The organism is Algibacter aquimarinus, from assembly GCF_039543265.1.
GTDB classification, from domain to species: Bacteria; Bacteroidota; Bacteroidia; order Flavobacteriales; family Flavobacteriaceae; genus Algibacter_B; species Algibacter_B aquimarinus.
Genome location: NZ_BAABJK010000002.1, coordinates 112720 through 138338, shown reverse-complemented (window position 1 = coordinate 138338; position 25619 = coordinate 112720). Strand labels below are relative to the sequence as shown.

Below are 25619 nucleotides of genomic sequence, written 5' to 3'. Positions count from 1 at the left end.
AAAAACCATCCCGAACGTAGTTTACGTTTGAAATGGTTTGAAAAATAGTTGGTTATAGTTTGCTTGGTTGTTGTCTATCGTTTTCTAATACTTCCAGAAACACCACCGTTTTTTTCAACGGTTTCTGGGTCTCCGTAATATTTTATATCGCCACCGCTTGTTGCTTTTGCTGTAAGTTTTTTTGAAGTATTTACGGTAATATCTGCTCCGCTAGTAGCTTTTACTTTACTAGAAACCGCATTTAAATTACCAGCTTTAATATCGCTACCACTTGTAGCTTCTGCAATTAATTCATTTGTTGTTCCAGATAATTTTAAATCGCTGCCACTTGTAGATTTACAATCTAGAATTGTTGTATTTACTTCTAATTTCATATCACTACCACTGGTTGTTTTTAATTTTAAGTTATCGGAAGTTATGGTATTTGTTGAGTAAACATCGCTACCACTTGTAGACGTAATGCTAGAAATATCTTTAAAGCTTACCATGACTTTTTTTGATTTACTTCTTCCGATATTTTCTTTTGTATGAATTTTTAAAACTCCTTCATCAACTTCTACTATTATAAGTTCTTGTAAATTCTCATCGGCTTCTACGCTAATACTTTCATTATCACTTTGAGTTAAATAAACATTTAAACCTTCGGATGCTTTAATGGCAGTAAATGAATCGTTGATAGTTCGTTCTTCTGTAGTAACATTCCCATTTCCTTTTACACCAGGGTTATAACTAATGTCGAAATTGCAGGAAAATAGACTTAAGCTTAAAAGCGTAGCTACAATAATTTTAGTAAGTGTTGTCATAATTGTTTGTTTTTTGATTGATTTTATTTTTCAAATATCTAGCAAAACGATTTTAATAAGTATTTTAAATATCTGAATTGTTATTTTATAATGATGAATTGTTAGTTTTTAGATTGAATATCAATACCGCTAGAATCTATTTTTACTTTAATATCATCAGTTTTTGCTTTCAACGTTTTTTTGCTGATTTTTAAGCTATTATCTTCTGATTTTATTTCAACACCATTATCATCAATTTTTAAACCAGGAGTATTAACTGTTACATCAAATTCATCTTCTTCTTCTAATGGGCAGTCTAAACATTCTGTGTCATCTTCTAATACCTTTAAATAGTGGTTTGTATCATTTCTAGAAACAATGTTTCCAGTATATTTTCTGTAATACAGATAAGATTCAGTATTGTTATTTAAGTTTAAAATAGTGTTTTCTGGTAAATATAATATTACATCAACTTCTTGATCGCTAAACTTATTTTCAGGGTCTGTTGTTAAATAAGAATCTAAGAATAACGTATTATTTTTAAGTTCATAGTTGTAATTTATATTTTTAGAACGCTCTATAGCTTTGTCGTAGTTTCTGCCATCTGCACTTTTATCTATGGCTATAGTTGCAACTGAATCTGTAGTCGATTTTATAATAATATCAATATCTGATGAGTAAAGAATTTTGTTACCTTGATCATCATGTGCTAATTTAAAACCATTATGTCTATAAAAGTTTGATCTATAATTATCGTTATTTACCATTTTTATATTTAAGGTGTCATTTGCGATAATAGGTAACTCTGTTTTTTCAATATAGTTTTCATTATATGCATGTTCACTTGCTTCTCTAACGCCAATTATAATTAATCCAATAATAGACATTAACCAGAGACCAAGTAATGTGAATTTAGCAACATTACCAATAGATTTTAAGTTATTAATTAGAATTTTTAATCCTAAATAGAACAGAAAAAAGAAAGGTATGCCTACTAAGAAAAAGGTTAATAAAGAAGCTAACCAAATAGGTGTATTTCCAGAATTAACAATTTCAGCCGTGTCTAGCCAAGGGATATGTATAATATCTGCAACGCCTATAGAAAATAGCCCTACAATAAGCCCTATTAAAGTAGATGCGCCTATTATAAGCAATAAAACACCAATGAATTTTGCAAAAACTTTAAAGAAGAACATGAAAATTTCTCCAATGGTATCAAAAAATGTTTTTGATGATGATTTTATTTTATTTCCTTGCTTTTGGAAGTCTACTTTTTTTGCAGCATCCGTTACATTTTTAGCAGCGCCAGAAACAGAATCACCAACATTTTTTGCTACATCTGTTACAGTATCTGAAACGTTTTCAAATCCGTCTTTAATTTTTTTTTCAATGTTACTAATGTTAACAGGTTCGCCTGTCATCATTATTTTTTCAGCAGTAGTGTTTGCCTCTGGTACTAATATCCACAGTAATATATATAGTAATATTCCTGTACCTGCTCCAAAAACTAGCAATATCCAAGCCAAACGAATCCATATGGTGTCTATTCCAAAATAGTGAGCTAAACCAGATGATACGCCACCTATATAAGAATTATCAGTGTCTCTAAATAGCTTTCTAGATGGTGATGATTTTCTTTTGTAAGTATGTTGTGGTTCGTCTTCAAATATTTCGTCATCTACTAAGTAATCTTCAGGTTGACCCATAATTGAGATTACTTCGTCTACTTCTTTAAGTCGTATAACTTGTTTGTCGTTTTGTACGCGCTCACTAAAAAGTTCTGATATTCGAGCTTCTATATCTGCGATAATTTCAGAACGACCTTGAGAGTCTGTAAATGAACGTTTTATAGCCTCAAGATAGCGTTGCAATTTTAAGTACGCATCTTCATCTATATGAAAAAATATACCTGCTAAATTTATGTTGACTGTTTTATTCATTTTTTTGTTGTTTTTTGGCTTGTTACTATTGTTACTGCATTGTGTAATTCACTCCAAGTAGTGTTTAGTTCTTTTAAAAACAGTTTACCAGTTTCTGTTAAACCGTAATATTTTCTTGGTGGTCCAGATGTAGATTCTTCCCATCTGTAATTTAAAAGTCCAGCATTTTTTAGTCTTGTTAATAGTGGGTATATAGTGCCCTCTACTACAAGCAATCTTGCGTCTTTTAATGTGCCTAAAATTTCTGCAACGTATGCATCATCGTCTTTTAAGACTGATAGTATGCAGAATTCTAACACACCTTTACGCATTTGTGCTTTTGTGTTTTCTATCTTCATATTCTAAAGCGTTTTAATATTATGAAACTGTTCATTTTTTGATTGATTATGATTGATTATTTTGATGAAATTATTTTAAAAAATTAATGGTTAATGGGTATTTGTAGTATTCGCCATCACGTGCTTTTAAACTAGCTACAACTATTAAAGCAAGTTCTGCAATAAAACCTATTACTGCTAAAAAACCTAAACCGCCACCTATGTATAATAGTGGTGATGGTTTACCTAGTTTCATATGAAAATCACTAGACCAATTAAAGTCTATAAAATCAACTCCACTAAATAAATTAAATATGAAAAAGGGTATGGTTATACTACCAATAATAATAGCATAAAGCAAAATGCTAATTTGAAAGTTAATAGCTTGTTTTCCGTGGCTATCTACAAACTCAGATTTATCTTTGTTCGCTACCCAAAGTATTATAGGACCAATAAAGTTTCCAAACGGAATTATAAACCTACTAAAGGTTGATAAATGAATAAATGTGGCAATGTTTTTTTGATGACTATCTAACATAATTATTTTGATTGATTAAAACATATAATAGTTTCTTATGCAAATATATGTCTAAAAAAAGGTATTATGTTACGCATAGTACTAAAAATTAACAAAATTTTAACATTTATTAATAGCTTATAATTTCATAACTTAGTGAAAAATTAAAATATATATAATGACGTTAACACCAAGAAAATTAAATACTTACACCATGTTTAAGCTACCAGCAGCTTACATGTGTGGTGTAAGAACAAAGCATATAGATAATGAAAAATGCATTGTAGGTGTTAAATTTAAATGGATAAACCAAAACCCTTTTAAATCTATGTTTTGGGCAGTACAAGGTATGGCAGCAGAGTTTTCAACTGGTGCTTTAATGATAAGTAAAATTCAAGAATCCGGTAAACGAATATCAATGTTAGTAACATCCAACAAAGCTACATTTACCAAAAAAGCTACAGGGAAAATTAGATTTACTTGTAATGATGGAAAGGCTATTGATGAAATTATTGAAAAAGCTATTGCAACAGGGGAAGGACAAACCCTTTGGATGCAGTCTGTTGGTGTTAATGAAGAAGGTGTAGTTGTTTCAACTTTTGATTTTGAATGGAGCGTTAAGGTTAAAAGTTAAAAATCTTGTAACATTATTAAAAGGAAATCAACATATAAACAAATCAATAAAAAACAATAAAAATGACAGCACACGAAATTGACTTTCGCATCTACGGCGAAGAAATGCAATACGTAGAAATTGAATTAGACCCACAAGAAGGAGTTATCGCTGAAGCAGGTAGTTTTATGATGATGGACGATGGCATAAAAATGGAAACCATTTTTGGAGACGGTTCTCAAAAAGATTCTGGCTTTTTTGGTAAAATTTTAGGAGCCGGAAAAAGAATACTTACCGGTGAAAGCTTGTTTATGACGGCTTTTTACAACGATTTGGTTGGAAAAAGGAATGTGTCATTTGCATCTCCATATCCAGGTAAAATTATTCCTATTGATTTAACAGAATTTGGCGGTAAATTTATCTGTCAAAAAGATGCTTTTTTATGTGCGGCCAAAGGTGTGAGTGTTGGTATTGAGTTTTCAAAAAAATTAGGTCGCGGGCTTTTTGGGGGAGAAGGTTTTATTATGCAAAAATTAGAAGGTGATGGTATGGCATTTGTTCATGCAGGTGGTACTATGGCTAGAAAAGAGTTACTCGCAGGAGAATCTTTAAGAGTAGATACAGGTTGTATAGTTGGTTTTGATCAAACAGTAGATTATGATATCGAATTTGTAGGTGGTATTAAAAATACCGTATTTGGAGGAGAGGGTCTGTTTTTTGCCAAATTACAAGGTCCAGGTACAGTTTATGTTCAATCTTTACCTTTTAGTAGATTGGCAGGAAGAGTGCTAGCTTCAGCTCCCAGAGGAGGCGGTAAAGATAAAGGGGAAGGCAGTATTCTTGGTGGTTTAGGAGATTTACTTGATGGTGATAACAGATTTTAAATGTTAATTTTGCTTTAAAATGTTTTCTGCATTTAATTTTTCACTAACTTTATAAATATAAAAAAAGAGCTTATTCCAAATTCTACTATTAATATAATTACAAACCCTAACCTTAAAAAGATGGCAAGAGCGATGTTGGATTACACCAAAACTATACTTAATAAAGTAAGTTTTGACACTACGTTGTTTTGCAAAGAAGTGCAAAAAGCAATTGAAAGATTATTGCCTTATGAGATTGAAGAGCTTAAAATTTTTATTCATTCTCTTGTACAGCAAAACCCGGAATTAAATCAATGTTTAATTTATTTAAAACCATAAAAAAAAGCGACCCAAGGGTCGCTTTTTTTGAATATACTATTTAGGCAAAGGGCTTATAATTTTTACATTTTGAAATGCAATTGCACCTCTTATAATTCCTGAAATGACATCTTGCAAAGCTTCAATAATTTGCATTTTTAACTCACTTTTGTGGTAAATAATACTTACTTCTCTTGCAGGAGATGGTTCATTAAAATAATGTAAATTTTCTTTTTCTTTATCATTAATATCTAATGTATGTAAATATGGTAAAAGCGTCATACCCAACCCTTCGTTAGATAGTTTAATTAGGGTCTCAATACTACCACTTTCTAATTGGAATTTGTCGTCAACATGATTTTTAAATACTTTACATAGGTTAATTACACCGTCTCTAAAACAATGCCCATCTTCCAGTAAAAGCATATCATCAATATCTAAATCAGATACATTTATTTTTTTATTTACATGTAGCCTGTGGCCTTTAGGAATATAACTTACAAAAGGTTCAAAATATAAAACACGCTCTTTAATGCTTTCGTCTTCAAGAGGTGTGGCGGCAATAGCAGCATCTAAATGTCCCTCTTTAATTTTGGTTATGATATCTTCAGTAGTTAATTCCTCAATTTTAAGCTTAACTTTTGGATGTTTTTTTATGAAATTTTTTAAAAACATTGGGAGTAAAGTGGGCATGATTGTAGGGATGATACCTAACTTGAATTCGCCACCAATAAATCCTTTTTGTTGGTCTACAATATCTTGTATTCTGTAAGATTCATTAACTATATTTCTGGCTTGAGTAACTATCTTTTTACCTACCTCAGTAAGTTCAATAGGTTTTTTGCTTCTGTCAAAAATTTGAATATCTAATTGATCTTCAAGTTTTTGAATTTGCATACTTAATGTAGGCTGAGTTACAAAACATTTTTCTGCTGCCTTAGTGAAATTTTGATTTTCAGCAACAGCTAAAACGTAATATAATTGAGTGATTGTCATGTTTGTTGAATTTGACTATAAAAGTATAAAAACTATCAATAAAATTGATAGTTGTAACTGTTAATTATAAGGTTAATTTAGTGAAACCCAGAAATAGAAGAGCAACCAGTTTTGGTTGCTCTTCTCAATATATATTTTATGGTTATTTATTAAAGTATAATTTTCATTTCTAAATCTTCATCATCAACATCAAATTTAGCCATTGAAAATTGTGGTGGACCAAAACTCATAGAGTTATTCGAAGCTCCAAAAGATTCCTTAGGCATTCCGTTAGGTTCAAAATCCATTTGGTTGTTGTCGTTTGCATCATGCAGTACTAAAATAGCGTAAGTTCCTTCTTCAACATTTTCAAATGTTACAGATACTTTACCGTCTACAATTTTGCTTTTTTTGTCTACAATTCCGTTGCCTTTCATAAAAGTATTTTCTGTATGAAGCGATATTAATACATGTCCGGAATTACTTTGTAATTTATCTATATTTACTGTAATAGATTTGCCTTTTTCTGCTTCTTGTGCGTTAGTAAAAGTTACTGTTAATAATAGAGCGATAATTAATGATAATGTTTTCATGATGTATGGTTTTATTTGTTTTACAAGTCAAATATCTAATAGTATTAAGACCTACAGTAATTCTTTTTACCGAACTGTAGTTTTTAAATGATGAATTGTTTGAAACGCTTTTTTAATTAGAAAAAAGAGATAAAAAGACTATAACAACCCTCTTGCTTTAATTTCTAGATATTTATTAATCGTATCTATTGTAAGGTTTTCTGGAGTAGTAAGAATTGAGTAGATACCATACTTTTTAAGCTCATTAACAATAAGGCGCTTTTCAAATGCAAACTTTTCGGCAATAACTTTATCATAAGCTTGTTGAACAGTTTCAGCTTTTTCGGTAATTAAACTATTAAGCTCAGTATTCTTAAAGAAAATAACAACCAATAAATGACTTTTAGCTATACCTTTTAAATAGGGCATTTGCCGGTGTAAACCGTCAAGGGTTTCAAAATTTGTATAAAGTAAAATTAGACTACGTTGTGTCACATTTCGTTTAATGTTGCCGTATAATCTCCCAAAATCACTTTCAAAAAAATCAGTATTCACATTATATAGTGCCTCTAAAATTAAATTCATTTGTGAGGTACGACGTTCTGCAACTACTCGATTTTCTACTTTTTTTGAAAAAGAAAAAATACCAGCCTTATCTTGTTTTTTTAGCGCTACATTTGAAATTACTAGTGAAGCATTTATAGCGTAATCAAGCAATGTTAAGCCATCAAATGGCATTTTCATAACTCGACCTTTGTCAATAACAGAATATACGGGTTGCGATTTTTCATCCTGAAATTGATTAACCATTAATTGACTCCTTTTAGCCGTTGCTTTCCAATTAATGGTTCTTAAATCATCGCCTAAAACATAGTCTTTTATTTGTTCGAACTCCATAGTATGCCCCAAGCGACGAACTTTTTTAATTCCATACTGATTTAAATTATTACTTATAGCCAATAAATTGTATTTACGTAATTGGATAAAGCTTGGGTAAGTAGGAATCATAGCTTTGTCGTCAAAGCTAAAACGCCTCGCAATTAAGCCAAAAACAGATGTAATATAAATATTAAGCTTTCCAAAATGATATTCGCCACGGTCTGTTGGGCGCAATTTATATTGTAATTCTGTTTTGCTAGAAGCACTTAGTTTTCTATCTATTTTAAAATGTCGTGCTTGGAATTGTTCAGGAATTTCATCAATTATTCTAGCGTTAACAGGGAACGTGTAAAAATTTTCTATAGTTAGTTGAATAGGGTTTTGATCACCATTGGAGAATTTTTCAGGTAAGTTTCTAGAACCTTTTAAACCTCTTTTTGTTGAAAAGAGAATTAAAGTGTCTAAAAAAGTAAGAGCCAATAAACATAATAATAAAAGTTTTACAATGTTAAACCATTTGGGTAATACAAAACTAATTATAAATAAAACCATGATTGCAATGCAAGCATAAAAGAAGCGGTTTTGTATATAAAATGGTTTTAAACGTTTCACTATTTTAGTTAAAAGTTAAAAGTTAAAAGTTAAAAGTTAAAAGTTATCTCGGTATCTCAACAGCCTCAATTATTTGCTTTATAATTTGTTTTGTGGTAACGCCTTCCATTTCGCGTTCTGGTGTAACAATAACACGATGTTGTAAAACAGGAATTGCAGCTTGTTTAATATCTTCAGGTGTTACAAAATCTCGTCCATTCATTGCTGCAAAAGCTTTACTTGCTTTTAAAATGGCAATTGAAGCTCTAGGTGAAGCACCCAAATATAAAAACGGATTACTTCTAGTATTTACAATAATATCTGCAATGTATTTTACTAAATGTGATTCTATAATTATTTGATTTACTAAACCTTGAAATTTAGAAATTTGTTCTTTGCTTAAATGCGCAGTGATTTTATCAGTTTTTTTATCACCTTGTAAATTTTGTTCACGGTTTATTATCTCTATTTCTTCTTCTAAATTAGGGTAGTCTATATCTATTTTAAAAAGGAATCTATCTAATTGCGCTTCAGGTAAACGGTACGTACCTTCTTGTTCAACTGGGTTTTGTGTAGCTAAAACTATAAAAGGTAAATCCATTGGGAATTTATTTCCATCAATGGTTATTTGGCGTTCTTCCATAACTTCAAACAAAGCAGCTTGTGTTTTTGCAGGTGCCCTGTTTATTTCATCAATTAAAATCATATTTGAGAAAATAGGACCTTTTTTAAATTCAAATTCTGATGATTTCATATCAAAAACAGAGGTTCCTAAAATATCACTTGGCATTAAGTCTGGTGTGAATTGAATTCTACTAAAACCTATATCTAAAGACTTTGCAAGTAATTTTGCTGAAATTGTTTTTGCAACTCCAGGTACACCTTCAATTAGCGAATGCCCATTGGCTAAAATAGATGCAATAAGCATATCTATCATGCCTTTTTGTCCAACAATAACTTTACTAATTTCATTTTTAATGAGTGCAATACCATCTTGTAGTTCACTTAAGTCTATCCTGTTTTTGAAATCTAGATTTTCTTGAGTCTCAGTATCGTCTCCAGCAAGTGTTTTTTCAAAATCTTGCTGTTCTTCATTATTGTTAATATTGTCGTTGTTTTGCTCTTTGTTTTTATCCTCCATAATTATTTGGTATAAAAAGCTTCAATGGCTTTGTTTAATCTTAATAAATCGGCTTCTTCACAATTGCGTTTTGCTTTTAATTGTAAAATTAAATTAATTAATCGTTTTATATCTTCTTGTTTTTTATTGGATTTTAAACTTAAGTTTTTTATGAATTTATCATCTAAAAGTTGTGTATCTATGTAAAAAGTTCGTCTTAAATATTCCAAGAAATAGGTTATTTTTTTCTCAATAATGGTATTATGGTCTTTAGTTTCATAATACAAATTACCAATGGTTTTTGTAAATACTACCGTTGTGTTTTCGTTGGGTTTTATTATTTTTACAATACGTTGTTTGCGTTTTGCATTAAAAATAATGAAGCAAAATAAGGTTAGTAAAGCTAAATACCAAGCCCAGCGTAAAGCAGGTGTTTTAAGTATAAAACGTAATGGCGAACGTCCTAATTCTTCACCAATTTTATTTTTTGAATCATAGTGAATAGTGTCGTTTTTTAAATAAGATAATACAGTTTCAGAGTATTTTTTATTGTTGTTTTTAAGTAAATTATAATTTGTAAAAACAACTGGTTGAAGGTGTAAAAAGAAATTACCATCTCCATATTTTACTTTAACAAAATTAATACGCGGAATGGAATCGAATTTTTGATATCCTAAAACAGTGGTATTTAATGAGTCTAACTCATCAAAATAATAGTTTCCTAAACCTTTTTCAATGGTTATTGAATCATTCTTAAACTTACGGTTGGCAAAACTAAAATCTGCTTTACCGCTAAAACTATAATCGTTTTTTATATGGATACCTAAAGAGTCTTGTATGTTTCTTGTAGGGTAATTGGTAGCCATAAACACATCATTACCATAAGAGACAAAATCTAATAATTCTTGTGCCGATACATCATCTAAACCAGAATAATCACTAATTGTTATGTATGTGCCAGATGTGTCGTAAATACTGTCTTCCCAATTGTATAGCGCATCAAAGTATTCATAGGGGGTAGTTCGAATATTTTTCACTTCACTTTCAGGAAATAGTTTTTTAAACTGATCATATAGAATATAGGTACCATAAGGGATTTTATCCGTTTCGTTATACGTTTGCGACCAATTTATAGGTTTTGGTCTAGAAAACTCAATAGCAGCAACTCCAATGAAAATAAGGATTAATAAAACGATGTATATTTTTACGGTTTTGCTCAAGCTTTTATGTCTTTTAAAAAGTTAATAAAAGCACTTTTTGCTTTATTGAATTGCTTATCATCTACATCAAACTCACCGTACCATATATAATTATATAAGTAGGAGGTATAGTTAAATTTTTCTTTTACATCGGTTTGCGTTATTTCGTTTTGGTAATCACTATTTGTTTTTTCAACATCATAATCGATAATTTCAGCATTTGCTAAATTTTTTAGAATCCATAAATAATAATATCTAACAGCAAGTCTATAGTTATTTTCTTTTTCAGCAGAATTTATAAGCGCCTTAAAATCTGTAGCTTGAATATTTGCTTCAATATCGGTAACTGGAATTATACTTTTATCTGATGATTTCCCAAAAACCCAAGTTCCCTCATCATTTATAACAGCCTTAAAAATGAAATAAATGACTAATAGGAATATAATGACTCCAGCAATTTTTATTGCAATATCTGTTAGGTTTGAGGCTTGTCCTTTATTTTTTAAATTAAAAAGGTCCATAAACCAGTCGTTTATCCATTGTTTAAAACGAGCCCACCAACCAGAACTTTCAACAGTTCTCTCATATATATAGTCTTCACCGGTGTAAGTATCTTTTAAATTGTCGAAATGGCGTTTTTCAATTGAAGATGTGTCAATTTGTAAACTGTCTTTTTCAACTAAAACAACTTCAAAATTATTTGGGTTTACAGATGCTGAAGATTCAGAAATAAATAGAAATCCGATGCACAAAAAAATGATATGTAACCAAGTGCTTTTATTCACCCGATCCTATTTGGTCTATAATACTTTTGGTATTTATATTTTCATTTTTCTCTTTCAAACTATAGAAAACGATACCTTGATTGAGCTGAACAATATTTCCTAAAATTGCTCCCAATAAAAAAGATAGAAAGAAAACGAATAGCATAACAATCATCATGGTATTTCCTATATCTTCTTGATTTGGATTTTCAATGTTGGTAAAAATACTAGCCATACCAAACATATAAGGAATTATAGTTATAATATTTTGTATTACGTAGCTCATTAAATAAAATAGCCCAACACTACCAACTGCAGCCCAAAATTTGGAGGTTAATAATTTCCAAGAATAACCAAAACTGGACCAAATGTCTTTTTTGTTTTCTAGGTATTCCATTAAGGTCATGCTATAAAACAACATAAATGCGCCAAGTAATAATGGTATTAGTAGAATACCAACAATGGTAATCATGAGCACGAAACCACAAATTGCAAAAACGAAAAGTAAAGGAATTGCGATGATAATACTGCAAATAACAAAAATTAAAAGTTTGCCAATATTTGTCTTATAGGTATTTATAATGTCTTTTGTTGTAAAATTATTGCTTCCCTTTTCTGTATAGAGTTTTAAATAAATAGCAGGAAAAGCGTAAGAAACAACACCTGCAATTAAAGCAATAATTATAAAAATGAATAAGATAATTACAAATACGCCAAGGTTTTGATCAATATATTCATCTATAACAGTACCACCATTGTTACCATTTAAAATACCTCCAAAAATAATTTCTGTATAAAATTTTGAAAAAAAATACCCAACAATTGCAAGTAGTAGTAAAAAGATACCGTTTATAATGAAATACGCTGCAAAAAAATGTTTTCCGTTTAGTTTTAAAAACAAAAAGGTGTCTTGAAAAAATTCGCTAAAACCTCTAGATTTATATAATTCCATGTAATTTTTTAAGTTTTTTATTAAGTATAAATGGGTATACTAAATAGTAAAATGATATAATGCTTAGTGTAATTAAAATAATACCTACCGACAACCAATTAGGCATTGTATTAGAATAACGAGTTACGAAACCCTCCAAAAATCCAGCAGCAATTGTAAACGGAAAAGTGCTAATTAAAATTTTAACACCACTTTTCATACCTATTTTAAAAGAGTTCATTCTAGAAAATGTTTTAGGAAATAAAATACTCGCCCCTAAAATTAAACCAGCTGCACCTTCTATTACAATAGCGAAAATTTCCATGGCACCATGTATCCAAATACCTCGAACACTTTCCCAAAGCACATCATGTTTTTGAAACATAAATTGAAAAGCACCTAGCATAATACCGTTTACTAATAAAACGTATCCTGTGCCTAAGCCTCCAAAAACACCAAAAATGAACGATTTAATGCCCACGTATAAATTGTTTAACGTAATACCTATAAAACTTCCCCAATTACTTCCACTTTTGTAAACCGCAACAGGGTCGCCTTTTTCAATATTTTCCAGAGTCATATTAACATAATGGTTTCCTAAAATAAGGCGAACAAAAGAGTCATCATAAGCAGCAGATAATACACCAATACCAACAAAACTTAAAAAAAGTACAAAAGCATAAAGTACATATCGACGATATTCATAAACTATTAAAGGAACTTCTATCTTCCAGAAATGCACAAAACGATTAGTGTCTTCGCGCTTAGTTTTATAAATTTTTTGAAAAGCTTTGGCGGCTAGGTTGTTTAAATAAAGAATTGTTTTACTTTTGGGATAATAGGTTTGCGCATAAGAGAGGTCGTTTACCAAATGAATATAAAGTGATGCTAGTTCATCAGGATTTTTTAAAGTTTTCCCAAAAATAGCCTTTTCAAAATCTAGCCATTTTTCTTTGTTTTGTTTAATAAAAGCAACTTCTCTCATTTGTAATCAAATTAAAACAATTCATGGTAGAGTTACAAATAAATACTACTCAAAATGTAAATATTAATTTTACAGCGGCTAGTGTTGGCGAACGTATTTTAGCTTACGCTATAGATTGGATTATTAAAATAGCATATGGTATAGTAGTTTATCAATTACTATTCAATCTTTTCGAGATTGATGATATGATACGCGATATGGATACGTGGTCGCAAATAGCCATCATTCTTATGTTTTATTTGCCAGTAATATTATATAGTTTGATTTTTGAAACATTGCTGGATGGTCAAACTCCAGGGAAACGTATTTTGAAAATTAAAGTGGTTAAAATTGATGGTTACCAAGCATCATTAGCAGATTTTTTAATTAGATGGTTTTTTAGAATTGTTGATATAAATATGATGACGGGAGTTGTAGCTTTAATAGCTATAATAACTAGTAATAAAAATCAAAGACTTGGAGATATGACTGCAGGAACATCGGTTATAGCGCTCAAAAATAAAGTGAATATTAGCCATACAATTCTAGAGAATTTAAAGCAAGATTACAAACCAACGTATCCAAATGTTATTAAGTTGTCTGATAATGATGCAAGAATTATAAAAGATACTTTTACTACTGCTAGAGCATCAAAGGATTATCAAACATTAATAAAACTAAGAAAAAAGTTAATTGAAGTTGTTGAAATAAAAGAAATGAAACAGAAAACAGATATCGAATTTATTGATGTTATCTTAAAAGACTACAATTATTATACACAAAACATGTAATGTTTTATACAATTGATATTTTAGGAACAATTGCTTTTGCTATTTCTGGTGTTTTAGTTGCCATTAGTAAAAAAATGGATTTGTTTGGAGTTCTAATTATAGCATTTGTTACAGCAGTTGGAGGCGGTACTTTAAGAGACTTACTTATAGGCAATACACCTGTAAGTTGGATGAAAGATATAACCTTTACTTATGTAATTTTAGGATCTGCAGTATTTGCCATACTTTTTAAAAGTAAGATTAACTATTTAAGAACATCTTTGTTTTTATTTGATACTATTGGTTTATATACGTTAGTTGGTATTGAAAAAGGAATTAATGCAGATTTACACCCCATAATTTGCATTGCTTTAGGTACTATAACTGCCAGTTTTGGCGGTGTAATAAGAGATATTTTGTGTAATGAAATTCCTGTTATTTTCAGGAAAGAGATATATGCAACGGCATGTATTTTAGGAGGTGTTACCTATTTTTTATTAAGTGAATTACCCATTAAAGATGATTTTGTATTTATAATCGCTGGTGTTGTAGTAATTATAATTCGTTTGTTAGCAGTTAAATTTAAAATAGCATTACCAACGATTTATTCAAATACAAAAGAGGTCAATTAAATTACTCAATAATTTCTACATTTTTGATGTAAATATTTCTCAGAGGCCAGTCGGCATCATCTGTTTTTACACTAGCAATTTTATCAACTACATCCATTCCCTTAATTACTTTACCAAAAATAGTATAATCGCCATCTAAAAAATGAGAACCTCCCTCTTGTTGTACTATGAAAAACTCATATGGCGATGCGAGTTTATATGGGTTGTCAATTTCGCTACTCGGCATAGACACAGCTCCTCTGTGATGTTTAAAACCACGTTTTGTGTCTGGGGGTAATAAGTATTTACCTATTTTAGATCGTTTTCTTGCTGTTTTCCTATCGTCACTATTGCCAGCTTGTACCATAAAATTATCGATTACTCTATAGAATTGAGTGTTGTTAAAATATTTTTGTTTGGTTAAAAAGATAAAATTAGCCCTATGGTATCGGGTTTCTTCAAAAAGTAAAATATCAATAGAACCAAAATCTGTAGTTATTCGCACTTTGTTCTCTTTATGCTTTTTGTCATAATCCTGAAAAAAAAACATGGCATTCTTAGAGTCAAGTTTTTTAAATTCAGGTTCATTTGAGACTAGAGACTCTTTTTTAATTTCCTTTTCTTCAGATTTTGTAATGGTATTTTCTGGCTTTATTTTTTTCTTAGATTGTTTATCTTCACAATTTAGAAACAACAAGAAAACGCTTAAAAGCAATACAATACGCATATTTATGAATTTTGATGAATTTTTAAAATCGCTATCAAAAATAAAAAATATACCGCTTCCAGCCGAAACATCTCAGTTTAAAATGGCCCCACCATTTAGAAAAGAGCTTTTAGAAGAGACGAAAAATAATATTAAAACCGCAAAACAGGCAGGGGTGCTGGCTTTGTTTTATCCAAATTCTAATAACATAACAACATTAGTTTTAATTCTAAGAAAAGTTTATAAAGGTTTTCATTCTGCTCAAGTTGCTTTTCCAGGAGGAAAATTAGAGACGAGCGACAAATCATTAAAGGATGCCGCCGTTAGAGAAACTTATGAAGAAGTAGGATTGCCAATAGAATCAATAGAAATAGTAAAAGAATTATCTCAAGTTTATATACCACCAAGTAATTTTTATGTACAACCGTATTTAGGTATTACAAGAACTTTACCAAAGTTTGTTAAACAAGATAGCGAGGTTGAGGCTATTATAGAAGTGCCTTTGCCTCATTTTTTAGATGAAAATATAGTAGTAAATAAAACAGTAAAAACATCTTATAGTATTGAAGTTGAAGTACCTGCGTTTAAATTAAACGGACATGTAGTTTGGGGTGCTACAGCTATGATGCTTAGTGAAATTAAAGACTTGTTAAAACAACTCTAGTAGTTTGCTAGATTTATTACATTTGTAATCTAACCAATTTTGACGCGTGATTTATGGGATTGTTCAAAAAGAATCCATTCGGACATATACTTATTGTAAAAAAATGGCTCATTAGAATTTTGGGTGCCATGACTCATAGGAGATTTCGTGGGTTTAATGAATTGCAGATAGAAGGCTCAGAAATAATAAAAAATCTTCCCGATACCAATGTGCTTTTCATATCAAACCATCAAACCTATTTCGCAGATGTTGTATCTATGTTTCATGTTTTTAATGCTAGTTTAAGTGGGAGAGAGGATTCTATAAAAAATGTAGGTTATCTCTGGAACCCTAAACTTAATATTTATTATGTGGCAGCCAAAGAAACTATGAAGGCAGGTTTATTGCCAAAAATATTAGCCTATGTAGGCTCTATTAGTATAGAGCGTACATGGCGTTCTGAAGGACAAGATGTAAATCGCCAAGTTAGAATGAGTGATATTTCTAACATAGGAAAAGCATTAGACGATGGTTGGGTAATTACTTTTCCACAAGGTACTACAACACCTTTTAAACCTATTAGAAAAGGAACTGCGCATATAATTAAACGATATAAGCCAATTGTAATTCCTATTGTAATAGATGGTTTTAGGCGCTCTTTTGATAAAAAGGGCTTGCGTATAAAGAAGAAAAATATTCTTCAATCTATGGAGATTAAACCGCCATTAGAGATTGATTATGATAATGAAACCACAGAAGAAATCGTAAAAAAAATAGAATATGCTATAGAACAGCATCCTTCATTTTTAAAAGTTATTCCTCAAAAAGAACTTGAAGAACAAGAGGCACTCAATAAACTTCGAAAATGGTAATTAATAGTTAATAACTCCTAACAACTCCCTTTTTAAACATTTACTAAAATTTCTATTTTGCGTTACTATTTTTAAGAAACGTAAATGAAAGTTTGTATTGCCGAAAAACCAAGCGTTGCACGCGAAATAGCTTCTGTATTAGGAGCTACTACAAAACGCGAAGGCTATTTTGAAGGTAATGGTTATGCAGTAACTTATACATTTGGTCATTTATGTACCTTAAAAGAGCCTGTTGATTACAAGCCTTATTGGAAAAGTTGGGATTTAAATAACTTACCCATGTTGCCAGAAAAATTTGAAGTTAAAGTATCTTCAAATTCTGGAATTAAAAAACAATTCAATATCGTAAAAAGTCTATTTGATAAGGCAGATGTTATTATAAATTGCGGGGATGCTGGTCAAGAAGGGGAACTTATTCAGCGATGGGTAATTAACGAAGCTAATTACAAAGGTGAAGTACAACGATTATGGATTTCTTCTTTAACTACAGAGGCTATAAAAGAAGGTTTTAAAAACTTAAAACCCTCAAAGGATTACGACAATCTTTACTATGCTGGTTTTTCTAGATCTATTGGAGACTGGTTGTTAGGTATTAATGCAACAAGACTTTATACTGTAAAACACGGTGGTTATAAGCAAGTATTGTCTGTTGGTCGTGTGCAAACGCCAACATTAGCTATGGTAGTCAATCGTTTTAAGGATATTGAAAATTTTAAACCACAACCGTATTGGGAATTGCAAACACTTTACAGAGATGTTTTGTTTAGTTATGAAGAAGGAAGATTTCTTAAAAAGGAAGATGGAGAGGCTTTGGCTAATAAAGTAAAGGAAAGCGATTTTGAAATTGAATCAATTACAAAAAAGAAAGGTAAAGAGTATGCACCAAAGCTTTTTGATTTAACAGGCTTACAAGTGTATTGTAATACGAAATTTGGTTTTTCGGCAGATGAAACGTTGAAAATAGTTCAGGCATTATATGAACGTAAAGTGGTTACCTATCCTAGAGTTGATACCACGTTTTTGCCAAATGATGTTTATCCCAAAATTTCAGGTATTCTTAAACAGCTGACTAATTATTCCAATTTAACAGAGCCGCTCTTGGGTAAAAAGATTAAGAAAACTACCAGAGTTTTCAATGATAAAAAAGTAACCGATCATCATGCCATTATTCCAACAGGTATGCAAACCAATTTGCAATATAATCAGCAACAGGTTTACGATATTATTGTCAATCGTTTCATTGCTGTTTTTTATGATGATTGCATAGTGTCTAATACAACCGTTTTAGGAAACGCCGCAAAAGTAATTTTTAAAACCACAGGAAAAGAAATTCTAGAAAAAGGCTGGCGTATTGTTTTTGAAAATCCAGAAAAAGAGCAAAAAGTAAGTGGTATTTTACCGGCCTTTGAGAAAGGTGAAAAAGGACTGCATGAACCTTCATTTTTAGAAAAGGAAACGAAACCCCCCAATCAGTTCACTGAAGCTTCTTTATTGCGTGCCATGGAAACTGCTGGAAAACAAGTTGATGATGAAGAATTGCGAGATTTGATGAAAGAAAACGGAATTGGGCGTCCGTCTACAAGAGCTAATATTATAGAAACTCTTTTCAGACGTAAATATATAAAACGAAATAAAAAACAAGTATTACCAACAGTAACAGGTATTCAGCTTATTGATACAATTCAAAATGATTTATTAAAATCTGCCGAGTTAACAGGTTCTTGGGAAAAGCAATTAAAAGATATTGAAAGAGGAGAATATAGCGCAGGTGCTTTTATAAAAAACATGAAACGTATGGTTGATGCATTGGTTTACGAGGTTAGGAGTGAAACCAAACGTGCCAATATATCGCATACTGCTACTCTAAAAAAACGAACGGCTAAGATGGAAGCTAAAAAGAATTTGGGGATTTCTATTGAGAGTTGCCCAAAATGCAAGCAAGGGCATATTATTAAAGGAAAATCGGCTTATGGTTGCAGTCAATATAAAGCAGGTTGTAGTTTTGTAATGCCCTTTAGCTTTTCTGGAAAAAAAATATCTGAAAAGCAATTTATTAGACTACTAAAAAAAGGATCTACGGTTAATTTGAAAGGTTTTAAAACTGATTCTGGTCAACTTGAAGGTTTGCTTCGATTTGATAATAATTTTAAGTTGAAATTAGAACCGAAAAAAGTGGCTACTCAAATTAAATCTAATTCAAATGAATTGCCATGTCCTAAATGTGAAAGTGGAACAGTTATAAAAGGGAAAACAGCCTATGGTTGTAGTAATTATAAATCGGGTTGCGACTTTAAAGTAACATTTGATACTGTTAGATTTAAAATAAACGGAAAACAGCCAACAAAAGAGCTTGTACATAGTATTTTGAATGGAAGTATATAAAACTGGTCATAGACATTTTATAATTTTTAAACCTTATGGGTATTTGAGTCAGTTTGCAAGTAATGACTCGAAGCAACAATCAAAAAAATTCCTAGGAAGCTTATATGATTTCCCAAAGGGTATTATGGCTATTGGTCGTTTAGATGAAGCCTCTGAAGGGTTGTTGTTGCTAACTACTAATGGGAAGATTAGTGCTCATGTAAACAGCCAAAAAATTGAAAAAGAATACTATGCTCAAGTTGATGGTATTATTTCAGAAGTGGCTATTAATCAATTAAAAGCGGGTTTAGAAATTACAGTAGATGGCAATAAATATAAAACGAAGCCCTGTAAGGCTTTTAAATTAGACAGCCTACCTTGTTTACCAAAACGCTCTAAAAAGATTAGGGACGATAGGCATGGGCCCACGTCTTGGGTTTCAATTACTTTAAAAGAAGGTAAATTTAGACAGGTTAGAAAAATGACCTCTGCAGTTGGTTTCCCAACATTACGATTGGTTCGTGTAAGGATAGGTGAAATAAAAATAAAAAATATGCAAGCTGCTGATGCTATTGAAGTTGATAAAATATTTTAAATTTCAAGCTTCTTTAATTCAGTATAATTTTTATTAAGTCGTTTCAATAGAAAGCCATAAATAAGCTTGTAAAATAACCAAATAACTAAGATAAAAATAGCTGCAAAAACAATCATTATTGCATAAATAAACGCTAACTGTTTGCTGCTGAAATTAGCTATATCTACAGATATATTTGGGTCGTTATGTAATGCATAATAAAAACCGATTACTATAGATAATCCTCCCATTATTAAATTATAGAGTACATAATATTTAATAACTTTTCTGGTTTTTAAAATACTCTCCATTAACCTTTTTGCGCTATCGGTAACAGATATGGATTTATATGATCTGTAGAGTAAGTAAATGAATAAAAGTATAACGGCATAACTAAATACGGTAAGTGCAGGTAAAATATGCTCGTTAGTATATATGGTTTCAAGTTTTTGTCTGTAAGATTCAGAGTAAAGATAAGGAAGAGAGTTAATCAGAATCCAAAAAACAAGTTCGGCAATACTTATATAGAATAAAGTTTTTACTATAGAAGATGACTTCTTTTGTAACATCGGGTATATGTCCTTTACCGATAGTTTTTTGTGTTCAGAACTGGTGTTATTCCAGTCCTTTTTTAAAATATCTAATTCATCCATAACTTTACGGATTTAATATGGTTCTAAGTTTAGTTTTAATCCTATTCATTTTAACTCTAGCATTTACTTCACTTATTCCCAAAGTTTCACTAATTTCTTTATAATCTTTGTCTTCTAAATACAAGAAAACAAGTGCTTTTTCAATGTCATTTAATTGATGTACCGCTTTGTATAAAACTTTTAATTGTTGCTCTTGGGTGTCATCATAATCTTCAGCTTTTATTTTAAATTCTACACCTTCAAACTTTTGGGTAGAAATAGTTCTTTTGGATTTTCTGTAAAGTGTGATTGCGGTATTTAAAGCAACTCTATACATCCAAGTACTAAACTTTGCATCTCCCCTGAATTTTGGGTAGGCTTTCCAAAGTTGAATTGTAATTTCTTGAAATAAATCATTATGAGCATCATAATTATTGGTGTACAAACGGCAAACTTTGTGCACAATATTTTGATGCTTTTCAAGTAACTCTACAAAACTGTTTTCTAGTTCTTTGTTCAAGGCGATGGTTTAGTTATAATGTAAGTAGCTCAAAAATTTAAAACGTTACAAATATGAAAAAAATATATTTTTAATATTACTATAGCAATTCTTTTATAATAGTCTTAAAGATCTATAATAGACCTTTTAGTTGCTTTTTTAGAGTAATTATAATTTATTAAATAAAAAGTTTAAGTAATTTGTTTAATATATTGGATTATAGTTAAATAATAGTGATGTATAGATAAAATCTATTAAGCTTTTTAAAGACTAAAAAAGGAATTTATTCTTGTTTTTGAGCAATACAATATATGAAAAATATATTATGATATTTAATTTTAAAAAAGAGTAAAATTTACGTTTTCTCATTAAGTTTATTTTTATGCCAGTTGCAAAATAGAGCATAGTAATATGTTATTATTTAGCAATGTATTTTCAGTTCATCATCCATATTTTACAGTTCGGTTATTTAGAATTTTCATTTTGATTATGCTATCGCAAATTTGCTTCATCAACAAAAAATGAACAGTAGAATAATTTAAATTATGAAAAATCTAATCATCATTATTATCGCACTAATTTGTACTAATTTAAATAGTCAAACCATAATCAATGGTAACGTTTTAAATTCTAAGAAAGAACCAATAATAGGGGCTAATATTTATTTGGAAGGAACTTATGATGGAACTACTTCTGATGAAAAAGGAAACTTCTCTTTTACAACTTCAGAAACAGGAAGTCTAGCGCTGGTTGTGTCTTATTTGTCTTATGAAACATTTACAATGTTAGGAGATGTATCTTATATGAAAGATTTAACCATTAAACTAAAAGATGATGTTAACGCTCTTGATGCTGTTGTACTTTCCGCTGGAACTTTTAATGCTGGAGATAATAGCAAAGTAAATGTTTTAAATCCCTTAGATGTAGTTACTACAGCAAGTGCTTTAGGAGATTTTGTAGGGGCTTTACAAACCTTACCAGGAACTACTACAGTTGCTGAAGATGGACGTTTATTTGTTCGAGGAGGTGATGCTAACGAAACTCAGATATTTATAGACGGTATTCGTGTATTTACACCTTATTCACCAACAACTAATAATGCGCCTACTCGTGGGCGTTATTCTCCGTTCCTGTTTGATGGTATTACTTTTTCTACTGGAGGGTATTCGGCGGAATATGGGCAAGCCTTATCAAGTGTTTTATTGTTAAATACAATTGATGAACCAGATCAAGAAAAAACAGATATCGGTATTATGAGTCTTGGTGCTACCCTAGGAAATACTCAAAAATGGGAGAAGAGTTCAATAAGTGTAAATGCATCATATGTTAATTTAGCACCTTATAATGCTATTTTTCCGAATAGAAATAATTTTATTAAACCTTTTGAAACGGCTTCAGGTGAAGCCGTTTATAGAAGAAAAACAGATTCTGGATTATTTAAGCTTTATGGAGCTTTTGATACGAGTAGTTTTGAGTTGACTCAAGAGGATATTAATCTTCCTGAAAGTCAGTACATCAAATTAAAGAATAATAACTTTTATTTAAATGGCTCCTACAGCGGTGTTTTAAGTGATACTTGGAGTATGCAAACAGGATTTAGTTTCACGAATGCCAATAATAAAATATACTTAGGCGATAGAGATATAAAAGATTCTGAGAAATCTATACACTCAAAAGTAAAGTTTAAAAACCGTATAAGCAATCGCTTTAAATTATACTTCGGTGCAGAATATTTTAAAACTGATTTTGAAGAGCAGTATAATGATGAGTTTGTTGATAATGTCAGATATGGTTTTAACAACAATATTGCTGCAGCATTTGCCGAAGCTGATATATTCATCTCTAAGAACTTAGCGTTTAAAACGGGTTTGAGAGGAGAATATAGTGAGTTATTTGACAGTTTTACTCTAGCGCCTAGAGCAACTATGGCTTATAAAATTTCAAGTAAAAGCCAGCTATCATTGGCTTATGGTGATTTTTATCAAAACCCATCGAGTAATGTTTTGAAGTTTAATCAAGATTTTGAACCTGCAAATGCAAAACACTATATTTTGAATTATCAATACAATGCCGATAGAAAAATTTTTAGAGCAGAGGCTTATTATAAAGATTACAGTGGCTTAGAGAAGTTCGATGGTGCATTCGCGAGTTTTGATAGTAATTTTAGTAATAATGGCTCTGGTTTTGCAAAGGGTATAGACTTTTTCTGGAGAGATAGTAAAAGTATCAAAAATGTAGATTATTGGTTGAGCTATTCAATTTTAGATACCAAGCGTGATTATAGAAACTTCATTGAAAGTGCACAACCCAACTTTGCAAATACGCACAACTTTTCAGCAGTTGCTAAATACTGGATAGACGATTGGAAAAGTCAAGTAGGGTTTAGTTATGCTTATGCTTCAGGTAGAACCTTTACCAATCCAAACAAGTCAGGTTTTTTAAATGAAAAAACTAAAGCATTTAATAGTTTAAGTTTGAATTGGGCATATTTAATCAGTCCCCAAAAAATATTATATGCATCGGTTAATAACGCTCTAGGTTTTAAGAATATTAATGGGTATCAATATGCTAATACGCCAGATATAAATGGTAATTTTAACCGACGTGCGTTACGTCCTGCTTTGGATCAGTTCTTTTTCGTTGGTTTCTTTTGGACTATTAGTGAGGATAAAAAGAGTAATCAGTTAGATAATTTATAAGTTTTTTTTAATCTATTTTTTAGCGTCTCTTTTTAAACTTGTATTAAGTATTCCCATTGCAAAATATAGAACTGGAGAAATCAATATTTCTTGTATTGTATGTGCAAAACTTTTTAAGTTCCTACTGATTTCAAAAATAAACCAATCAAATAACCCCATAGAGGTAATAATAATTAAGCCAGAAATATGAACTAGATGCCAAATTGTTGACATCCAAGAATCTTTTAGCTTGCCTAAATGAAAAGTACCTATAAAATAAACAACAATAGTGACAGCAAACCTAATTAAATGAAAAGTTAACTTGGGAAGTAGCATCCAACTTTGATCTTCGGTAATAAAAAAAAGGTAATACCAAGAATAGATGATTATTATAAAAATAAGCCCTGAAATAAAGCGAATTTTATCCGACTTGTACAGCTTCATTTTTTAAAGAAATTTTACGAGAATATTTAATCCACATTATAAATGTTACTCCATAAACAACTGCTTTAAACAGATAATGATGAGCAAAATCAAAGTAGGCATGAAAATATTCCCTCAAGTAAATAAGCCCACTACATCTCAATATATTGATAAGATCAATTATTATTATGCCAATTAAAATATATTTTACTTTTCGCCAAAAACTTGACGGCATGCAGATAATAAAGCCAATGTATAAAATCATCAGTTCAAGACCATTACAAACATCTGCTACGAACAAAACTAATCTATCATTATGATATATCTCAGAAGATATACCATCACCAATTTCGATTCTATTGGTAGTAAAACCAGACATGCCAGAATTATTTAAGACAAAGGTGGACGCTTTTGCTACGTGGGTTGTTAACGGGTAATCTAGAATACCTGAATTGTAAAGAAAAACACCATAAACAATTTTCCAAATTATGAAAAATAATAAGGCTTTTCCTAAGAAAAGCCTTATTGGTAATGGTATGTCGTTTTTTAAAGTATTAAGCTTTGTCATTTTTATTTGAGCGTAACTTTCTAACTCCAAAAGCAGCAGCACCTAAAACTAAAATACCTAAGCCTCCATCTAATGGCACTTTGTCGCCGCTTGTTGGTTCGCTTTTAGGTGTACGTTTGCATCTGCAAAACCATCTCCAACATCTTCTACATTTTCTCCACCTCCATGTCAAAGCTGTAGTAGAACTAGCTACAGAAGTAGATAGATTTAAAGTAGTAGTTGTTGCATTTAATGCAGTAGTTGTAGCATTTGCGTTGCTAGAAAAAGTAAAGGCTAATACAATAAGAATTGTACTTAGTAAGCTTAAACCTTTTTTTCTGATAATTTCCATTTCTTGTTAATTTAATTGTGTGATTAATAGCTAGAACAAAAATATGGTAAATTTAAAAAGGAGTTTTGTTTTTTTGTTTTTTTCGATGTAATTCTTTTTTTAGCTATAAAATACTTTTTTGATTAAGGTCATCGATTTTAATGGTAAATAATCGATTTTTACTCATAGTTTTTTTATTGAGAATTTGATAAAAAATTAAGCTAATTATTTTCAATATCGTAAATATGATGTTCTAGAGCTTTTACAGAAATTTGAATTTCAATAATTAAGAAGGCTAACGATAATATTAACAAGAGTAGTGCTAAACCAAAAATCCAAACCGCTATGGCATTTTGTTGAATGTATATTAAGAACATGGTTAAAACACATAGTAATAAACTGCTTATTCCAGCAATTTGCATAGAGCGAGTAAGATAAAGGCGTTGCTTTATGTTTTTTATCTGTTTTATTAATCGCTCATCATTTTTTTGAAGATACTTGTCATGTAAATTTCTTATAACTGCCGCATAAGCTAAAAATCTGTTGGTATAAGCTAGCATAATTAATGAAATTGCTGAAAATAAAAGCGCAGGTGTTGTTAAAGTGAGTTGTTCCATAAATAAAAAT

29 protein-coding genes are annotated in these 25619 nt (G+C 30.5%); 10 read left to right on the top strand and 19 right to left on the bottom strand.

Going from position 1 to position 25619, the window contains the following annotated elements; genetic code table 11:
* Positions 1 to 74: 74 nt before the first annotated feature.
* The 4 genes from ABD939_RS00695 to ABD939_RS00680 all read right to left on the bottom strand — a co-directional run bounded on the left by ABD939_RS00695 (position 75) and on the right by ABD939_RS00680 (position 3577).
* A complete protein-coding gene (locus ABD939_RS00695; RefSeq protein WP_345163228.1) occupies positions 75 to 803 on the bottom strand; it encodes a head GIN domain-containing protein in 729 nt (242 codons plus the stop codon).
* A 101-nt stretch (positions 804 to 904) separates the two neighbouring features.
* Positions 905 to 2722 (bottom strand): PspC domain-containing protein, encoded by a 1818-nt coding sequence (locus ABD939_RS00690; RefSeq protein ID WP_345163225.1) that lies wholly within the window; start codon positions 2720 to 2722, stop codon positions 905 to 907.
* Positions 2719 to 3060: a PadR family transcriptional regulator gene (locus ABD939_RS00685; RefSeq protein ID WP_345163222.1), complete on the bottom strand. Its 342-nt coding sequence runs from the start codon at positions 3058 to 3060 to the stop codon at positions 2719 to 2721. Before ABD939_RS00685 ends, ABD939_RS00690 begins: the two co-directional genes overlap by 4 nt.
* Positions 3061 to 3130: 70 nt before the next feature.
* Positions 3131 to 3577, bottom strand: coding sequence for a DUF4870 domain-containing protein (locus ABD939_RS00680; protein WP_345163219.1), 447 nt, complete (start codon positions 3575 to 3577; stop codon positions 3131 to 3133).
* Between the two features lie 157 nt (positions 3578 to 3734).
* Between ABD939_RS00680 and ABD939_RS00675 the strand changes: the two genes are divergently transcribed.
* The 3 genes from ABD939_RS00675 (at position 3735) to ABD939_RS00665 (ending at position 5371) form a co-directional block, all read left to right on the top strand.
* On the top strand, positions 3735 to 4190 hold the full coding sequence (locus tag ABD939_RS00675) for a DUF4442 domain-containing protein (RefSeq protein WP_345163217.1): 456 nt from the start codon (positions 3735 to 3737) through the stop codon (positions 4188 to 4190).
* Between the two features lie 62 nt (positions 4191 to 4252).
* The gene (locus ABD939_RS00670) at positions 4253 to 5053 is read left to right on the top strand and encodes a TIGR00266 family protein (protein WP_345163214.1); all 801 of its coding nucleotides are present in this window, start codon (positions 4253 to 4255) and stop codon (positions 5051 to 5053) included.
* A gap of 120 nt (positions 5054 to 5173) precedes the next feature.
* Entirely contained in the window at positions 5174 to 5371 is a 198-nt protein-coding gene (locus ABD939_RS00665) for a hypothetical protein (protein WP_345163211.1), read from the top strand.
* A gap of 36 nt (positions 5372 to 5407) precedes the next feature.
* Here the strand turns inward: ABD939_RS00665 and ABD939_RS00660 are convergent, their stop codons facing one another.
* The 8 genes from ABD939_RS00660 to ABD939_RS00625 all read right to left on the bottom strand — a co-directional run bounded on the left by ABD939_RS00660 (position 5408) and on the right by ABD939_RS00625 (position 13366).
* Positions 5408 to 6346 (bottom strand): LysR family transcriptional regulator, encoded by a 939-nt coding sequence (locus ABD939_RS00660; protein WP_345163208.1) that lies wholly within the window; start codon positions 6344 to 6346, stop codon positions 5408 to 5410.
* A gap of 149 nt (positions 6347 to 6495) precedes the next feature.
* Entirely contained in the window at positions 6496 to 6918 is a 423-nt protein-coding gene (locus ABD939_RS00655; protein WP_345163205.1) for a DUF2141 domain-containing protein, read from the bottom strand.
* A gap of 138 nt (positions 6919 to 7056) precedes the next feature.
* Positions 7057 to 8328 carry a DUF58 domain-containing protein gene (locus ABD939_RS00650; protein WP_345163203.1) on the bottom strand — a complete coding sequence of 424 codons (1272 nt, stop codon included), beginning with the start codon at positions 8326 to 8328 and terminating at the stop codon, positions 7057 to 7059.
* A gap of 103 nt (positions 8329 to 8431) precedes the next feature.
* Entirely contained in the window at positions 8432 to 9508 is a 1077-nt protein-coding gene (locus ABD939_RS00645; protein ID WP_345163200.1) for an AAA family ATPase, read from the bottom strand.
* 2 nt (positions 9509 to 9510) lie between these two features.
* Positions 9511 to 10707, bottom strand: a complete 1197-nt coding sequence (locus ABD939_RS00640) for a DUF4350 domain-containing protein (RefSeq protein WP_345163197.1) — start codon at positions 10705 to 10707, stop codon at positions 9511 to 9513.
* Entirely contained in the window at positions 10704 to 11471 is a 768-nt protein-coding gene (locus ABD939_RS00635) for a DUF4129 domain-containing protein (RefSeq protein WP_345163194.1), read from the bottom strand. Before ABD939_RS00635 ends, ABD939_RS00640 begins: the two co-directional genes overlap by 4 nt.
* Positions 11464 to 12402, bottom strand: a complete 939-nt coding sequence (locus ABD939_RS00630) for a hypothetical protein (protein ID WP_345163191.1) — start codon at positions 12400 to 12402, stop codon at positions 11464 to 11466. The genes ABD939_RS00635 and ABD939_RS00630 overlap by 8 nt, the downstream gene beginning before the upstream one ends.
* Positions 12389 to 13366 carry a stage II sporulation protein M gene (locus ABD939_RS00625; protein WP_345163189.1) on the bottom strand — a complete coding sequence of 326 codons (978 nt, stop codon included), beginning with the start codon at positions 13364 to 13366 and terminating at the stop codon, positions 12389 to 12391. The genes ABD939_RS00630 and ABD939_RS00625 overlap by 14 nt, the downstream gene beginning before the upstream one ends.
* A 23-nt stretch (positions 13367 to 13389) precedes the next feature.
* Here ABD939_RS00625 and ABD939_RS00620 point away from each other — a divergent pair, with 23 nt between their 5' ends.
* Together ABD939_RS00620 and ABD939_RS00615 are read left to right on the top strand one after the other, a co-directional pair.
* A complete protein-coding gene (locus ABD939_RS00620) occupies positions 13390 to 14136 on the top strand; it encodes an RDD family protein (protein WP_345163186.1) in 747 nt (248 codons plus the stop codon).
* A complete protein-coding gene (locus ABD939_RS00615) occupies positions 14136 to 14747 on the top strand; it encodes a trimeric intracellular cation channel family protein (protein WP_345163183.1) in 612 nt (203 codons plus the stop codon). Before ABD939_RS00620 ends, ABD939_RS00615 begins: the two co-directional genes overlap by 1 nt.
* A gap of 1 nt (position 14748) precedes the next feature.
* Here the strand turns inward: ABD939_RS00615 and ABD939_RS00610 are convergent, their stop codons facing one another.
* The gene (locus ABD939_RS00610; RefSeq protein WP_345163180.1) at positions 14749 to 15453 is read right to left on the bottom strand and encodes a peptidylprolyl isomerase; all 705 of its coding nucleotides are present in this window, start codon (positions 15451 to 15453) and stop codon (positions 14749 to 14751) included.
* A gap of 4 nt (positions 15454 to 15457) precedes the next feature.
* Here ABD939_RS00610 and ABD939_RS00605 point away from each other — a divergent pair, with 4 nt between their 5' ends.
* The 4 genes from ABD939_RS00605 (at position 15458) to ABD939_RS00590 (ending at position 19903) form a co-directional block, all read left to right on the top strand.
* On the top strand, positions 15458 to 16096 hold the full coding sequence (locus tag ABD939_RS00605; protein ID WP_345163177.1) for an NUDIX hydrolase: 639 nt from the start codon (positions 15458 to 15460) through the stop codon (positions 16094 to 16096).
* A 53-nt stretch (positions 16097 to 16149) separates the two neighbouring features.
* Complete coding sequence (locus ABD939_RS00600) at positions 16150 to 16947, top strand: lysophospholipid acyltransferase family protein (protein ID WP_345163174.1); 798 nt, start codon at positions 16150 to 16152, stop codon at positions 16945 to 16947.
* Between the two features lie 84 nt (positions 16948 to 17031).
* Positions 17032 to 19329, top strand: a complete 2298-nt coding sequence (locus tag ABD939_RS00595; RefSeq protein ID WP_345163171.1) for a type IA DNA topoisomerase — start codon at positions 17032 to 17034, stop codon at positions 19327 to 19329.
* Positions 19316 to 19903: a pseudouridine synthase gene (locus ABD939_RS00590; protein ID WP_345163168.1), complete on the top strand. Its 588-nt coding sequence runs from the start codon at positions 19316 to 19318 to the stop codon at positions 19901 to 19903. Before ABD939_RS00595 ends, ABD939_RS00590 begins: the two co-directional genes overlap by 14 nt.
* On the opposite strand, the gene ABD939_RS00585 is transcribed toward ABD939_RS00590, so the two are convergent.
* Both ABD939_RS00585 and ABD939_RS00580 read right to left on the bottom strand, forming a co-directional pair.
* Complete coding sequence (locus ABD939_RS00585; RefSeq protein WP_345163165.1) at positions 19900 to 20535, bottom strand: hypothetical protein; 636 nt, start codon at positions 20533 to 20535, stop codon at positions 19900 to 19902. The genes ABD939_RS00590 and ABD939_RS00585 overlap by 4 nt on opposite strands.
* A gap of 4 nt (positions 20536 to 20539) precedes the next feature.
* Positions 20540 to 21034 carry an RNA polymerase sigma factor gene (locus ABD939_RS00580; RefSeq protein WP_345163162.1) on the bottom strand — a complete coding sequence of 165 codons (495 nt, stop codon included), beginning with the start codon at positions 21032 to 21034 and terminating at the stop codon, positions 20540 to 20542.
* 524 nt (positions 21035 to 21558) lie between these two features.
* On the opposite strand from ABD939_RS00580, the gene ABD939_RS00575 reads away from it, so the two are divergent.
* Positions 21559 to 23712 (top strand): TonB-dependent receptor, encoded by a 2154-nt coding sequence (locus ABD939_RS00575; RefSeq protein WP_345163159.1) that lies wholly within the window; start codon positions 21559 to 21561, stop codon positions 23710 to 23712.
* A 12-nt stretch (positions 23713 to 23724) separates the two neighbouring features.
* Here the strand turns inward: ABD939_RS00575 and ABD939_RS00570 are convergent, their stop codons facing one another.
* The 4 genes from ABD939_RS00570 to ABD939_RS00555 form a co-directional block, all read right to left on the bottom strand.
* Positions 23725 to 24135: a hypothetical protein gene (locus ABD939_RS00570; protein ID WP_345163156.1), complete on the bottom strand. Its 411-nt coding sequence runs from the start codon at positions 24133 to 24135 to the stop codon at positions 23725 to 23727.
* Positions 24113 to 24682, bottom strand: a complete 570-nt coding sequence (locus ABD939_RS00565) for an archaeosortase/exosortase family protein (RefSeq protein ID WP_345163153.1) — start codon at positions 24680 to 24682, stop codon at positions 24113 to 24115. Before ABD939_RS00565 ends, ABD939_RS00570 begins: the two co-directional genes overlap by 23 nt.
* The gene (locus tag ABD939_RS00560; RefSeq protein ID WP_345163150.1) at positions 24669 to 25013 is read right to left on the bottom strand and encodes a PID-CTERM protein-sorting domain-containing protein; all 345 of its coding nucleotides are present in this window, start codon (positions 25011 to 25013) and stop codon (positions 24669 to 24671) included. Before ABD939_RS00560 ends, ABD939_RS00565 begins: the two co-directional genes overlap by 14 nt.
* 200 nt (positions 25014 to 25213) lie before the next feature.
* Positions 25214 to 25609 carry a DUF2721 domain-containing protein gene (locus ABD939_RS00555; RefSeq protein WP_345163147.1) on the bottom strand — a complete coding sequence of 132 codons (396 nt, stop codon included), beginning with the start codon at positions 25607 to 25609 and terminating at the stop codon, positions 25214 to 25216.
* Positions 25610 to 25619 lie beyond the last annotated feature (10 nt).

Bases quoted from the DNA above. Each gene is read 5' to 3' on its own strand.
- ABD939_RS00560 (WP_345163150.1), bottom strand. From the start codon at position 25,013: ATGGAAATTATCAGAAAAAAAGGTTTAAGCTTACTAAGTACAATTCTT.
- ABD939_RS00670 (WP_345163214.1), top strand. From the start codon at position 4,253: ATGACAGCACACGAAATTGACTTTCGCATCTACGGCGAAGAAATGCAA.
- ABD939_RS00615 (WP_345163183.1), top strand. From the start codon at position 14,136: ATGTTTTATACAATTGATATTTTAGGAACAATTGCTTTTGCTATTTCT.
- ABD939_RS00565 (WP_345163153.1), bottom strand. From the start codon at position 24,682: ATGACAAAGCTTAATACTTTAAAAAACGACATACCATTACCAATAAGG.
- ABD939_RS00605 (WP_345163177.1), top strand. From the start codon at position 15,458: ATGAATTTTGATGAATTTTTAAAATCGCTATCAAAAATAAAAAATATA.
- ABD939_RS00595 (WP_345163171.1), top strand. From the start codon at position 17,032: ATGAAAGTTTGTATTGCCGAAAAACCAAGCGTTGCACGCGAAATAGCT.
- ABD939_RS00680 (WP_345163219.1), bottom strand. From the start codon at position 3,577: ATGTTAGATAGTCATCAAAAAAACATTGCCACATTTATTCATTTATCA.
- ABD939_RS00625 (WP_345163189.1), bottom strand. From the start codon at position 13,366: ATGAGAGAAGTTGCTTTTATTAAACAAAACAAAGAAAAATGGCTAGAT.
- ABD939_RS00570 (WP_345163156.1), bottom strand. From the start codon at position 24,135: ATGAAGCTGTACAAGTCGGATAAAATTCGCTTTATTTCAGGGCTTATT.
- ABD939_RS00690 (WP_345163225.1), bottom strand. From the start codon at position 2,722: ATGAATAAAACAGTCAACATAAATTTAGCAGGTATATTTTTTCATATA.
- ABD939_RS00655 (WP_345163205.1), bottom strand. From the start codon at position 6,918: ATGAAAACATTATCATTAATTATCGCTCTATTATTAACAGTAACTTTT.
- ABD939_RS00675 (WP_345163217.1), top strand. From the start codon at position 3,735: ATGACGTTAACACCAAGAAAATTAAATACTTACACCATGTTTAAGCTA.
- ABD939_RS00575 (WP_345163159.1), top strand. From the start codon at position 21,559: ATGAAAAATCTAATCATCATTATTATCGCACTAATTTGTACTAATTTA.
- ABD939_RS00600 (WP_345163174.1), top strand. From the start codon at position 16,150: ATGGGATTGTTCAAAAAGAATCCATTCGGACATATACTTATTGTAAAA.
- ABD939_RS00665 (WP_345163211.1), top strand. From the start codon at position 5,174: ATGGCAAGAGCGATGTTGGATTACACCAAAACTATACTTAATAAAGTA.
- ABD939_RS00585 (WP_345163165.1), bottom strand. From the start codon at position 20,535: ATGGATGAATTAGATATTTTAAAAAAGGACTGGAATAACACCAGTTCT.
- ABD939_RS00620 (WP_345163186.1), top strand. From the start codon at position 13,390: ATGGTAGAGTTACAAATAAATACTACTCAAAATGTAAATATTAATTTT.
- ABD939_RS00555 (WP_345163147.1), bottom strand. From the start codon at position 25,609: ATGGAACAACTCACTTTAACAACACCTGCGCTTTTATTTTCAGCAATT.
- ABD939_RS00590 (WP_345163168.1), top strand. From the start codon at position 19,316: ATGGAAGTATATAAAACTGGTCATAGACATTTTATAATTTTTAAACCT.
- ABD939_RS00650 (WP_345163203.1), bottom strand. From the start codon at position 8,328: ATGGTTTTATTTATAATTAGTTTTGTATTACCCAAATGGTTTAACATT.
- ABD939_RS00695 (WP_345163228.1), bottom strand. From the start codon at position 803: ATGACAACACTTACTAAAATTATTGTAGCTACGCTTTTAAGCTTAAGT.
- ABD939_RS00645 (WP_345163200.1), bottom strand. From the start codon at position 9,508: ATGGAGGATAAAAACAAAGAGCAAAACAACGACAATATTAACAATAAT.
- ABD939_RS00610 (WP_345163180.1), bottom strand. From the start codon at position 15,453: ATGCGTATTGTATTGCTTTTAAGCGTTTTCTTGTTGTTTCTAAATTGT.
- ABD939_RS00685 (WP_345163222.1), bottom strand. From the start codon at position 3,060: ATGAAGATAGAAAACACAAAAGCACAAATGCGTAAAGGTGTGTTAGAA.
- ABD939_RS00630 (WP_345163191.1), bottom strand. From the start codon at position 12,402: ATGGAATTATATAAATCTAGAGGTTTTAGCGAATTTTTTCAAGACACC.
- ABD939_RS00660 (WP_345163208.1), bottom strand. From the start codon at position 6,346: ATGACAATCACTCAATTATATTACGTTTTAGCTGTTGCTGAAAATCAA.